8 protein-coding genes are annotated in these 12,463 nt (G+C 56.6%); all 8 read right to left on the reverse strand.

What is annotated here, in order from left to right:
* Nucleotides 1-10: 10 nt before the first annotated feature.
* A complete protein-coding gene (locus B5E62_RS04325; protein ID WP_087173415.1) occupies nt 11-1,753 on the reverse strand; it encodes a [FeFe] hydrogenase, group A in 1,743 nt (580 codons plus the stop codon).
* Nucleotides 1,747-3,579, reverse strand: a complete 1,833-nt coding sequence (locus B5E62_RS04330) for an NAD(P)-binding protein (RefSeq protein WP_087173416.1) — start codon at nt 3,577-3,579, stop codon at nt 1,747-1,749. Before B5E62_RS04330 ends, B5E62_RS04325 begins: the two co-directional genes overlap by 7 nt.
* A gap of 155 nt (nt 3,580-3,734) precedes the next feature.
* Nucleotides 3,735-6,026, reverse strand: a complete 2,292-nt coding sequence (locus B5E62_RS04335; RefSeq protein WP_087173417.1) for an adenosylcobalamin-dependent ribonucleoside-diphosphate reductase — start codon at nt 6,024-6,026, stop codon at nt 3,735-3,737.
* 93 nt (nt 6,027-6,119) lie between these two features.
* Nucleotides 6,120-6,755, reverse strand: a complete 636-nt coding sequence (locus B5E62_RS04340) for an endonuclease III domain-containing protein (RefSeq protein ID WP_076779231.1) — start codon at nt 6,753-6,755, stop codon at nt 6,120-6,122.
* Between the two features lie 41 nt (nt 6,756-6,796).
* The gene (locus B5E62_RS04345; RefSeq protein ID WP_242957705.1) at nt 6,797-7,885 is read right to left on the reverse strand and encodes a DUF3878 family protein; all 1,089 of its coding nucleotides are present in this window, start codon (nt 7,883-7,885) and stop codon (nt 6,797-6,799) included.
* Entirely contained in the window at nt 7,882-8,541 is a 660-nt protein-coding gene (locus B5E62_RS04350) for a YkgJ family cysteine cluster protein (RefSeq protein ID WP_087173418.1), read from the reverse strand. The genes B5E62_RS04345 and B5E62_RS04350 overlap by 4 nt, the downstream gene beginning before the upstream one ends.
* A 68-nt stretch (nt 8,542-8,609) precedes the next feature.
* Nucleotides 8,610-11,792 carry a UvrD-helicase domain-containing protein gene (locus tag B5E62_RS04355; RefSeq protein WP_087173430.1) on the reverse strand — a complete coding sequence of 1,061 codons (3,183 nt, stop codon included), beginning with the start codon at nt 11,790-11,792 and terminating at the stop codon, nt 8,610-8,612.
* Between the two features lie 193 nt (nt 11,793-11,985).
* Nucleotides 11,986-12,463 (reverse strand): Rpn family recombination-promoting nuclease/putative transposase (locus B5E62_RS04360; protein ID WP_143468799.1); only part of this gene is annotated, 478 nt, incomplete at its 5' end.

The raw sequence follows: 12,463 nt of genomic DNA on the forward strand, positions 1-12,463 counted from the left end.
ATCTACCATTTTACAAAGATTTAACCTCACATTCGTGTTCTGTGTGCAGCAGCATATGTGCTTTATGTGACATAGGCTGCCCCATATACTCATCATAGAGCTTCAGGATATCCGGGTTCTCGTGTGAGAAGCGCACCTTATAATCCTTGTCCAGACGGTAGAGCTGCTTTCCTCTCTCAAAGGCCAGCTCCTGACCGTCGTGGATCGGCTGTCCGCCGCCGCCCACGCAGCCGCCTGGACATGCCATGACTTCCACAAAATCGTACTCCACTTCCCCTTTTTCCATTCTGTCAAGAAGAGTTCTGGTATTTCCAAGTCCGCTGACTACCGCCGTGCGCACTTTGATCCCATTGATGGTAAGCTCTGCCTCTGCCACACCGTCATTCGCGTTAAATCCGGGACTCCTGACTGCCTTGAAAGCGTCCGCGTCCGGATTTTCTCCGGTGATGATCGCATAGGCCGTACGGAGAGCCGCCTCCATAACGCCGCCTGTCACACCGAAGATGACGCCCGCTCCGGTCCCCTCCTGCATAGGGGAATCCCCGGGGATATCCTCCAGCGTATCCGGGCTGATGTGGGCCGAGCGCATCATCTTCACCAGCTCTCTTGTGGTAATGACTGCGTCCACATCATGTCCCGCGTACTCTTCATAGAAGAGTTCCTGCTCCCGCTCCGCCTTCTTGGCCACACATGGCATGACGGACACGGTGTAGATCTCCTCCGGCTTCTTTCCGATCTTCTCCGCGAAATAGGTCTTCATGACCGCCCCGAACATCTGCTGCGGGGACTTGGCCGTGGAGAGATATTTGACAAGATGAGGGTACTGGGACTTGATAAACCGCACCCATCCCGGACAACAGGAAGTGAACATGGGGTGCCCCTTCAGCTCCCCCGACGTAAATCTCTGTACAAACTCGTTGGCTTCCTCCATGATCGTAAGGTCCGCGGAGAATACTGTGTCAAATACATAGTCCGCTCCCATTCTCTTCAGAGCGTCCATGATCTTTCCAATGGTAGCCTCCTCCGGCGCAAGTCCGGTCTGCTCTCCCCAGGAAGTGCGGACAGCAGGCGCCACCTGGACCACTACGGTCTTCTTCTCATCTGCCAGGGCATCCCACACCTTCTCTGTGTCGTCCCGCTCACGCAGGGCTCCCACCGGGCAGTGGGTGATGCACTGTCCGCACAGGGAGCAGGGAGCATCCTCGATATTCATGTGCCCGGACACATTGACTGTGGTCCGCGAGCCGGTTCCCTCCACATCCCAGACAGACAGCTTCTGTACCTTGTCGCAGATCTGGATACAGCGCATGCATTTGATACACTTTGCCGAATCGCGGATCAGCGGGAAGTCCATGTTCCACTCTCTCCGGTCTACCTCCTGCCGGTAGGGAAGATCGATAATATTCAGGTCATTGGCCACCTTCTGCAGGCTGCAGTTGCCGCTGCGGGCGCAGGTGACGCACTGGCAGTCGTGCTGGGAGAGGATCAGCTCCACATTGGTCCGCCTGTCCTTGCGCACTTTCGGGCTGTTGGTAAAGATGACCATGCCCTCTTCCGCCACATTGTTGCAGGATGTGATCAGGCGCTCCTTCCCCTGCAGTTCCACTACACAGACGCGGCAGGCCGCGATCTCATTGATCCCTTTCAGAAAACAGAGGCTGGGGATGGGAATGCCGTTCTGTCTTGCCGCTTCCATGATCGTTGTATTTTCTTCTACGGAAATACGCTTTCCGTCAATCGTCAGATTTACCATATACTCTCACGCCCTCCTTTGAATATTCCGTAGCCGAAATGGTCGCAGCGCAGGCACCGTCCTGCCTCCTGCTTCGCCTCGTTTTCCGTCATACAGTTTTCGACTCCTTCAAAGTCTTTCACCCGCAGACAGGCCTCGCGCTCTGTCAGGTTGACCCTGCCGCACGGTGAGCGGTCTGAGAGATTGGGTTCCGGGATCTCCACATCACAGGAAATCTCGTGATGGTAGCCCAGATACTCGTCAATATTGGCTGCCACCACTTTGCCGGCCGCAATGGCGGTGATGACAGAAGCCGGACCACTTGCGCAGTCTCCGCCTGCAAAGACGCCGGGCATATTCTCAAAGGTTCCCGTGCTCTTTGTGCGGATCTTTCCTCTCTCTACCGGGATGCCCGCCTCCTCAAAATGGCGCGTCTCAATGTTCTGGCCGATGGCTACAATAAGCACGTCGCAGGGGATGTAGAGGTCCTCTTCGCCGGTAGGCCGGATGCTGGCTCTGCCGTCCTTGATGGCGCTGACCATCTGGGGCGTCACATAAAGCCCCTTCACCTGGCCCGCCTCATCCACGTCAATGGCTGCCGGTGCTTTCAGTGTCTGCAGCTCCACGCCCTCGGCGATGGCTCCCTCAATCTCCTGGGGCAATGCGGTCATATCTGCCCTGCGGCGCCGGTAAACAATGCTGACCTTCTTGGCCCCCAGACGCTTCGCTGTGCGGACAGCGTCCATGGACACGTTTCCGCCGCCTACCACGGCCACTTCCTTGCCGGTCAGATCCATGATGATATTCTTCCCTACATTTCTAAGGAACTGTACGGCCGAGAGTACGCCGTCCGCGTCCTCTCCCTCCAGTCCCAGCTTCTTGTCCGTGCTGGCGCCAATGGTGATGAGCACAGCGTCGTACTCCTTCCTGAGCTGCTGGATCGTAATATCCTGGCCGATCTTCATGCCGTATTTTACCTGTACGCCTGTCTTCAGGATACAGTTGATATCGTCCTCAAGCCGCTCCTTTGGCAGCCGATAGTTGGGAATGCCGTATCGCAGCATGCCTCCCAGCTTCGGCAGCATCTCGTACACCACAGCCTGGTGTCCCATAAGCTGCAGATAGTAGGCCGCGCTTAAGCCTCCCGGCCCTCCTCCAAGGACAGCGATCCGCTTTCCGGTGGAAGGAGCACATGCCGGCGGGTCCACCTCGCCCGCATAGTCTGCCGCCATCCGCTTCAGTCCCCGGATGTTGATGGAGTCGTCCACCATATTCCGGCGGCATCTTGCCTCGCAGGGATGCTCGCATATGAATCCGCAGGTAGTGGGGAACGGGTTGTCCTTGCGGATCAGACGCACGGCATCTGCGTATCTTCCTTCGCCTACAAGAGCTATATACCCGGGCACGTCCACATGGGCCGGACACAGTGCCACACAGGGCACGGGCTGATTGTAGCTGCATGTACATCTTCCATTTTTTATGTGCTCAATATAGTCATCCCGGTATCCGACCAGCCCCTTGTAGACCATCCGGGCCGCCTCGTAGCCGATGGCGCAGTCCGCTGACTCCATAATGGAGAGCGCTGTCTCTTCCATGTAATCCAGCGTCTTCATGGTGGCTTTTCCATCCAGCACATCCTTGATAAAATGGTTGAGCTGCCCAAGACCGATCCTGCACGGCACGCATTTTCCGCAGGTCTGGGCATGGCACAATTCCAGGAAGGCTCTCGACATGTCCACAGGACACAGTCCCGGCGGACTGGACTCGATCCGTCTCTCCAGATCTTTATAGAGACCTTCCATGACAATTCTGGCTCTGTTTGGAGCCTTAATCTCTAGTCTGCTCATTTTCTTCTCTCCTCTCGACATGTTTCCCCATAGTTTTTTTATTATAACACTACCCGGATCGGTTGTAACCAGATTTGCCGGAAGTAGATTTTTTAACAAAAAAACAATTGTGCGGCACATACCGCACAATTATTTTTATCAACATGTTTTATTTTCTAATGGCACTTGCTCCATCCGCAGCTCTTGCAGATATTGCATCCTTCCTCAAATACAAGAGGCTCTCCGCACTCCGGGCAGTACATCTTGTCCTTATCCAGCTCTGCTGACACTGCCTTCGGCTTCGGTACTTTCTTTACCTTCTTCACCGGCTTTTCTGACTCGCAGTTCTCTTTCGCGGCCAGCTCCTCCTGCATCTCATTGTACATATCCATGAGCGCGTTGCCCACAGCCATAGGACAGCAGGCGCCCCTGCTTGTATCTTTCCTTGTCACCCTTCTTGCCGTGTAGGACGGGCAGGAACCGCTGGAATTCAGCTGATCCACGATGGTCTCAATGCTGATGCCGCCTCTTGCGCTGATGGAGATCATACGGGACAGCCCCACCATGAAGTTGTTGCATCCGCCTGTGGAGCCCTTGCTTAAGTAAGTCTCCAGAAGAGCGCCTGTGTTGGGGTCAAACAGAGCGATACAGTGCAGGCTTCCGCAGCCTGTCACCAGCTTGCGCTTCTTGCCCACCACATCGTCTGTGACAAGGAGTATCTCTCCTCTCTTCAGTCCCTCGCCTGCGGTGACTTCCTTTTTCTCCTTCTTCATATCTGTATTGAGGATACCGATCCTCTTGCAGCCATCCCGGAAAATGGTAATGCCCTTCAGCCCTTTCTCGTAGGCGTACATGTAGAGGCCTTCCGTCTCCTCCACCGTGAATCCGTTAGGCACGTTTACCGTGGAGCTGATGGAGGCGTCGATATGCTGCTGCCAGATGGACTGCATGTCAATCCTCTGACGGTAATCCAGTGTCATGGCTGTCACAAAGTAGTCCGGCAGCTCCGCGTCGCTCTTGATGCCGAACTGCTTCATATAGGCCTCCACGATCTTCGTGTACACCTTATAGTAGACATCTGTCCCGTGGAGGGACTCGGTCTTTCTCTCATAGTAGTTTGCGTAGACCGGCTCAATGCCTCCGGAAATGCCCAGCATGGTGGACAGTGTTCCTGTAGGCGCGATGGTCAGAAGCTGGGAGTTGCGAAGACCATACTTTTTCACCAGCTCCCTTGTCTTCTCTGTCGTATTTGCCAGGAAATAGGGAGTGCTCATGACCTCGTCGATCTCACAGGCCGGGTAAGCACCCTTCTCTTTTGCCAGCTTTGCGGAAGCGGCGATTGCTGAATCAGCCATGGCAAATCCAATCTTGTCGCACATGACCACAGCATCCTCCTCACCGTAGGCAAGTCCCAGCTTGATGAGGCAGTCTGCAAGCCCCATGATGCCAAGTCCGATCTGACGCCACTTTGCCACGCTCTCCTGCTGCTCCTCCAGAGGATGCAGGGGGAGTCCTTCCTCCAGCACTTCGTTCAGAGCTCCCACAGATACTTCCACGCAGTGTTTCAGACCCTCGAAGTCAAACTGCGCATGGTCCGTGAACGGGTCTGTCACAAAGGCGGAAAGGTTGATGCTTCCCAGCAGGCAGCTTCCTCCAGCCGGAAGAGGCTCCTCCGCGCAGGGGTTGACTCCGGCGTAGGAGAACTCCTTTGTGTTGCTGAGAAGATTCCAGCCCTCAATGCGGTCCCAGAACAGAGCGCCCGGCTCTGCATAGTCCCAGTTTGTCTCCGCGATCTTGCGGAACAGGTCTCTGGCATTTACCTGCTTCTCGATGACCTGCCCTGTGGCCTCCCGTGTATAGTGGAGCAGATAGTCCTCGTTCTTCTTGACTGCCTCCATAAAGTCCTCGTGGATGCGGACAGAGATATTAGCCTTTGTCACCTTCTCCAGGTCAGTCTTCAGGTCAATGAACTCCTCCACATCCGGATGAGAACAGTCGATGGAGATCATCAGCGCTCCGCGCCTTCCGTTCTGTCCGATCAGCGCTGTCACGAGGGAGTAGAGCTCCATAAAAGAAACCGAACCGCTTGTCTCTTTTGCCGCATTGTTGATGCGCGCCCCTCTCGGGCTGAGCTTTGAGATATCCACACCGCAACCGCCGCCGTAGCTGTACGTGCGGGCCAGCTTCTTGGCGCAGTCAAAGATGCTCTCAATATTATCCTCCGGCGGGTCCACCACGTAGCAGTTGGAGTAGGTTACCTTCCTGCCTTCCTTGTCCAATCCCCTATTGGACAGGATCCTGCCCCCGAACAGGAACTTCTTCTCACGGATATACCGGGCGATCTCTTCATTCCCCCCGCTGATGCGCCCTACCCACTCGTCAAAGCTCTCACCTTCGTTGCAGTATTTCTTTGTCCATATGTCCGTGCCGAGCTGATTTTCTTCGCCCAGCCATTCTTCTACAGTCATTCCACGTTTCTCCTTTTTTCGTATTAAGCTATACCAGAATACCACTATATCATGTGCTTTTCAAGTATACATTATACATTATCTGTACTTTATCTATACGCCCTGCTTCTTGCAGATATCCTCCAGGCAGCACCTGTCGCAGTAGGGCTTTGTTCTTGCCGTGCACACATCCCGGCCATGATACACAAGCCTGTGGCACAGGTCGCTTCCCTCCTCCGGGGGAATGATCTTCCAGAGAGCCATCTCCACTTTTTTGGGCTCTTTGATGCCGTCCACCAGCCCGATCCGGTTGGTGAGCCGGATGCAGTGGGTGTCTGTCACGATAGCAGGCTTGCCAAACACATCCCCCATGATCAGGTTGGCGCTCTTCCTGCCCACACCGGGCAGCTTCAGAAGCGCGTCAAAGTCGTCCGGCACTTTACCGCCGTACTCTTCCTTTAAAATCTTCATGCAGGCGCTGATGTCCCTGGCCTTGCTCTTTCCAAGCCCGCAGGGGCGCACGATCTCCTCAATATCCGCCACATCCGCATCTGCCAGGGCGTCCACAGTGGGATACTTTTCATATAAGACTTCCACAATCTTGTTGACTCTCTCGTCCGTGCACTGGGCCGCCAGACGCACGCTCACAAGGAGCTTCCACGCCTGGTCATAATCCAGGGTGCAGCCTGCATCGGGGTACTCTTTTTTCAGCCTCTCGATCACTTCCAGAGCTCTCTGCTTTTTTGTCATCTGTCCTTCTCCTTTTCCATTTATCTTTCGTCCTTTGCTCTCTACCTATCCAGCTCATCCAGGAGCACATCCAGCTTCTCCCCGATCCAGCCCTCCCGTCCTCTGCCGTTGAAAAATCCGCCGTTTCTCCCCATGTTCCTCTCCTTTTTGCACCGGGAGACCATAAACCGGATACGGAAGGTGAAATCCTCCGCCTCCATAGTGGTAAAGGGGTGCTCCTCCACGGCCACCACTTCCACATTTTCTCTTGTATAGACAGGGTATTTCCCTCTAAATCCGGCCCGGTGCAGTCTCTGATGGACATCCCTTCTCTCCCTCAGGATTTCTCCATCCAGGACCTCACCGTAGACTCTCTTCGGATATTTCAGGGAGGCGGCCCTCACCTTCCCATAGATCATCTCGTACAGTCCCTGCCTGGCCGGACTGCACAGCTTCCTCGCCAGCCTTTTCTTCAAAAATCCAAGGGGAAACCTGGCGTACAGGCCGGCCAGCCTGGCGTAGCTCTTATCCCCCGCCTCCATCGCCAGCTCCCGCATGCACAGAGCCCCCTCCCGCGTAGAGGGATACCTGTCGTCCAGCGGCTCGTCTATGGGAGACCAGTACCGGAAGGGCGGGAATTCAATAAGCCTCATGAATTCCTTCTCCCCCTCATTGCAGGCTGCGTCGCCCAGATACTGGTACTTCTCATAGACCGTTCCCACCATATAGACGAGCTGTCTCCACTGCTCCTGCCCCCTTACCCAGAAGTGCCCGATCCGGTGGTACTGGTAGCACTGGAATACCTCTGTCAGCTCCGAAAACCAGATGGTAAATACATTTTCGCTGCCCTGCTTTACAATGAGAGCCGACCGTTCATCCCTCCAGGCCAGCTGCCCCTGAATGGGGTACTCCTCCTGGTCAAGGTCCAGATAATCTCCTGTCATCCAGGCGTCCCTGAGCACCAGATAGCACTCCAGGGCATCGTTCATCATGTAGGGGATATAGAAGTCCGCCTTCCTGCCCCTGTCCTCTCCCAGGTGCAGCTCAAACACATGAAACTGAAAGATTTCCGCCAGCTTCCCGTAGCTCTCCGGCATATCCCTCTGAAGCCCCGGCAGAAATCCTTTCAGCTCTTCAAATCTTTCTATCATAAACCAAGCTTCTCCTTTACCTGCCACAGACGGCTGTAGAACTCCCCGTAGAAGTCCTCCCCGTCCCAGGGCGTCTGATAAAATGTGCGAAGCAGATACATCTGCAGTATTTTCAGGCTGTCGCCGTCCAGCCCCTCTGACTCCCTCTCACAGACCTTCAAAAAAGTGTGCCAGTCAAAGATATAGGCCTCATAGCGTTTGAGGTCCGGGATGTCCAGCCAGCTCCGGACCCTGATCTTGGTCCGGTCCGTCTTGGGACACTCGTGTAACTGGAGGAAATAGCGAAATCCTGTCTCCTCATAGTACCGCCCCAGAGGGAACATCCGGCAGATGCCCGGCCTGAAGGGGTGGATGGAGCATCTCCCCTCCCCGTCCAGGAAGGTGCAGGCCTCCTCCTTTCCCGCCATCCGAAGGCAGGGCAGGATGATCCCGTCCGACAGGACAAGCTCCGCATGCTCTGCCAGGAGTCCCTGAAAGTCCTTCCCAGTCCCTTGCGTCAAAAGCCAGATATCCCGCGGATCCAGCAGGATGGAGCTTCCCATGCCGTGACAGCAGGCAGAGCATCCCCGGCATCCCCGGCAGTCCGCCCGCACCATGTCCTGCGCTGTGTAAAGCTTCCCGTCAGAGATATCCTCCAGTCTTACATTTCTCCTCATCCACTCATCCTCCTGTTCCTTCCATCTGTTTCTTTCTTCTGTTCTGTCCCGGCTTCTGCCTTCCCTCCTTAATTCCCCAGCTCAAAGAGGCTCATCTGATGGCAGGTCTCCTCCTTTTTCACCGGCATCTCCTTCTCCCGGACAAGAGCTGTCTCAGGCAGCCCTGCCAGGAACCTGGATTCCTCCCCGGAGCAGGTGAGGATCAGCTCCTCCTTTGCCCGGGTCATGCCCACGTAGAGAAGTCTTCGCTCCTCCTCTTCATCCGTCGGCCGCTTTTCATTTTCCAGAGGGATGTTCCCCTCTCTGGCCCCGTAAATGAACACTGCCGGGAACTCCAGGCCCTTGGAGCCGTGGAGGGTCATCAGGGTGACGGCCCCTGACGTGTAGTTTTTCCCGCCGCATCTTTTCAGGTCGCTCTCCACGCCCAGCACAAGGTCCTGCAGGAATTCCGGCATGGTCGTGTAGAAGACGGTCATGGCCGCCAGCTTCTTCACAGCCCCCTCCCTCTGAAGGCCCTGGTCCTCCATCCACATCTCCAGAAATTTCCCCGGCTTCTTTTTTTCAAAGAGAGGGCGGTACTTCTCCGCCATAGTCCGGACCATCTCCTCTGTCAGCTGGTTCCAGGAAAGCCCCAGAAGGAGCTCCGACGCCGTCTGAGCCGCGGACTCATTCTCCGGGTCCTCCAGATACTGGAAGAAGCAGATGCTTCCCTGCACCTTGTCATCCTCCAGGAATCCCTCCCTGCCGGCCACGATATAGGGGATTCCTTCTTTTCGCAGGCACATTTCCACCAGGTCCGCCTGCCGGTGGGTCCTTGTCAGGACAGCAATCTCGTCAAAGGACCTTGTCTGTCTCTCCCTGCTGCCGGACAGCTCCTGGGCCTCCAGCATGCCGATGCCTCCGGCCATGCGCCCGATCTCTCTGGCGATGAAAATAGCCTCTCCCAGCTCGCTTCCCGCTCTCAGGAGGCGCACAGGCGCTCCTCCCGGACAGTTGGGGTGCAGAAGCTCGCACCCCTGCATCCTGCGGGCCGCCTCCAGGATCTGAGGCGTGGAGCGGTAGTTCTCCTTGAGCTCCACCAGGCAGAACTCCCCGCCTGTTTCCTCCACATCCGCCCGCAGCCGCTCAAAGCAGCCGGCGTCTGCCCCCCGGAAGCCGTAGATGGACTGGTTCGGGTCCCCGATGACAAAGAGCTCTCTGGCCTCCCTGTCCCAGGCCCTCACAAGCCTGTACTGGAGGGGATCGATGTCCTGGAACTCGTCGATGAGCAGGCAGGTGAACTGCTTCCCTGCGGAGGCGCCGCCCTCCAGAAGCCTCAGCGTCTCCAGGAGCAGGTCGTCAAAATCAAGGAGACCGCGCTCCTGCTTCTTCTTTTTGTAGAGCTCCTCCGCCTGCCGGAAGGGCTCCTCCTCACCTACGGACAGGCCCGCCTGTTTCCGGGAGAGGCTCTCCAGGAATTTCCCTACGCTGATGGGACCCCCCGCCTCCGACACAGCCTCCCCGGCCATCTGCCGACACTGGGCCTCACTGGCCAGGGAGAATCCCACTCCCGCCTTCTTCAGAAAATGCAGACAGATGCTGTGGAAGGTGCCAATCTGCAGACCGCTGACCCGCCGGCTCCCCAGTTCCTTTTTCAACCGCTCCCGCATCTCCCCGGCTGCCTGGTTGGTGAAGGTGACTGCGGTGATCTCGGAGGGCTTTACCTTCCTGTGTTCCAGAAGATACTGGATACGGGATACCAGGGTCTTTGTCTTTCCGGTGCCCGGCCCGGCAACCACCGCCAGATGCCGGCAGATCTTCCGCACAGCCTCTCTCTGCTCCGGGTTGAGGGAGGGGGCTCCGCCGCCGTCCTTCTGATCCTTCAGCTCTGCCCGGGGCCCCTCTTCCGGGACCACGCTGCCATCAGCCTGCTCTTTTCCCAACAGAGCATTCTTTTCCTCCCGCTGCCCCTTTGCAAGGGTTTCCGGCTCCACACCGATAAGGCTGAAGAAATCCATCTGCCCGTCCGTGTTCTCAAGCTCCTCAGCCGTAAAAAGACGGATGGTCCCGTACTCTCCGTCAAATCCCGGTATCCTCTCCACCTTTCCCTGCCTGAGCCTCATGATGCCCTGGGCAACCCGATGGCCTGCCGCCCTCTGGATATCCTCCTGCGGGATCGTCCGCAGGATTTCAAACTCCGGCCCCAGCTTCCCCAGCATATCCTCGTACTCTCTCAAGACCTTCCGGCTGGCCGCAGAGTGCCCCAGGGAAGCGCCGATGACCTCCGGCAGAGGCACCATGCTCTCAAAAGCAGCGCCATCCGGCTTGACATAGTTTTCCGGACGGTCAGACAGCTCCTCCACCCGGTGGGAGACGCCGATGGTGATCTTCCGGCCGCACACCGGGCAGACACCGCCGTATTTTTCCGTCTCCGAGGGCGACAGGCACAGGCCGCATTTCCGATGCCCGTCCAGATGGTATTTCCCCTCCTCCGGGAAAAATTCAATGGTGCCATAGAGCCCTTCGCCATCCTGGATGGCCTTCCGCAGTCCTTCGTAGGACATTTCTATGTCAAGGAGGTTGGCCTCCCGCCCCAGCTTGGCCGGGGAGTGGGCATCTGAATTGGAGATGAGATGGTACCTGTCCAGAGCAGATACTCTCCAGTTCATGGGCGGGTCTGACGAGAGTCCCGTCTCCACCGCGCGGATATAGGGTGTCAGATCCTCAAAGCACTCCTCCACTGTATCAAAGCCAGAGAAAGCGCCGAACAGGGAGAAGTGGGGCGTCCAGATATGGGCCGGCACATAGATGCTCTCCGGGCAGGAGGTGAGCAGGATCTCCAACAGGTCGTGGCAGGAGAGGCCCAGGATAGGCCGCCCGTCAGAGTGGATATTACCGATTTCTTCCAGCCTGCCCGCAATCTCCTCCGCCGCCTCCAGGCCGGGCAGGAGGATCAGGCTGTGGACCTTGCGCACTCTCCCTCCCTTTTTGTAGATGGAGCTTATTTCCCCCGTAACAACAAAACGAGGAGTCATACTGCCCCTCACTGTCTCATCCTCTATCCTGTATTCATCTTTCAGCACGTACAGCCCGTCCTCCGCGGGCTTCAGTTTTTCCCTCAGCTCCTCCCTCCAGGCCGGGTGGGTGAAATCTCCGGTTCCCACAATGTGGATCCCTTTCCGCCTGGCCCACAGTTCCAGATGCTCCGGCGTACAGTCCTTGCTGGTGGCCCGGGAATACCGGGAGTGTATATGAAGGTCCGCTATGTACATGGTCATTCCCTCTTTCGTCTGCGCCCTGCCCGGTTCCGTGGCCTCGCCTCCCGGGCAGAGCTTATCCTGTTTATTATAATATGGATGGCGGAAAAATACAATTCCCGGAGATTTCTGTTCCGGATTTTCTATGTACTTTCTATGTATAGAGATTTCTATTTCAGATTTGCCACACATCCCATCGCAGGCAGACTTACATGTTCCGTGCCTTTTCCACTTCCTCCCCCGTGGCCCCGGTGAGGCGCATGATCTCTTCCGGGCTGGTGCCGCCCTCCAGCATCCGCCGGACTATGGACAGCCGGCCCTGCTCGATGCCCTTTTCCATGCCCTTTTCCATGCCCTTCTCCATCCCCTTCTCCATGCCCTTCTCCATGCCCTTCTCCAGCCCGGTCTTCCAGGCGCTGTTCATAATAGCGTCGTGGTCCCTGATGGCCTTCTGCCGGGCCTCGTACTCCAGCCTGGCCCTCTCGTCCGCGCTCATCCTCTCCAGCTCCCTGTAGGCCTCCTCGATATATTCGCTTGTACCTGCCATATCCTCCAACTCCTTCCTGCTCTTCCCTGCCAGGAAACGCATCCACTGGATGATATCGTCATCCTCCCGCAGCTCCTTCGGCAGCTTCTTCAGCTCCAGGATCTGCATCTCCAGAAGGTCTGTGTACTTTTTCCCCGTC

The organism is Lachnoclostridium sp. An118, assembly GCF_002160985.1.
In the GTDB taxonomy this organism is placed as follows: Bacteria; Bacillota; Clostridia; order Lachnospirales; family Lachnospiraceae; genus Claveliimonas; species Claveliimonas stercoravium.

Excerpts from the sequence above, each read along its gene's own strand:
- B5E62_RS04350 (WP_087173418.1), bottom strand. The coding sequence starts at position 8,541 with ATGAGGAGAAATGTAAGACTGGAGGATATCTCTGACGGGAAGCTTTAC.
- B5E62_RS04345 (WP_242957705.1), bottom strand. The coding sequence starts at position 7,885 with ATGATAGAAAGATTTGAAGAGCTGAAAGGATTTCTGCCGGGGCTTCAG.
- B5E62_RS04330 (WP_087173416.1), bottom strand. The coding sequence starts at position 3,579 with ATGAGCAGACTAGAGATTAAGGCTCCAAACAGAGCCAGAATTGTCATG.
- B5E62_RS04355 (WP_087173430.1), bottom strand. The coding sequence starts at position 11,792 with ATGTACATAGCGGACCTTCATATACACTCCCGGTATTCCCGGGCCACC.
- B5E62_RS04340 (WP_076779231.1), bottom strand. The coding sequence starts at position 6,755 with ATGACAAAAAAGCAGAGAGCTCTGGAAGTGATCGAGAGGCTGAAAAAA.
- B5E62_RS04325 (WP_087173415.1), bottom strand. The coding sequence starts at position 1,753 with ATGGTAAATCTGACGATTGACGGAAAGCGTATTTCCGTAGAAGAAAAT.
- B5E62_RS04335 (WP_087173417.1), bottom strand. The coding sequence starts at position 6,026 with ATGACTGTAGAAGAATGGCTGGGCGAAGAAAATCAGCTCGGCACGGAC.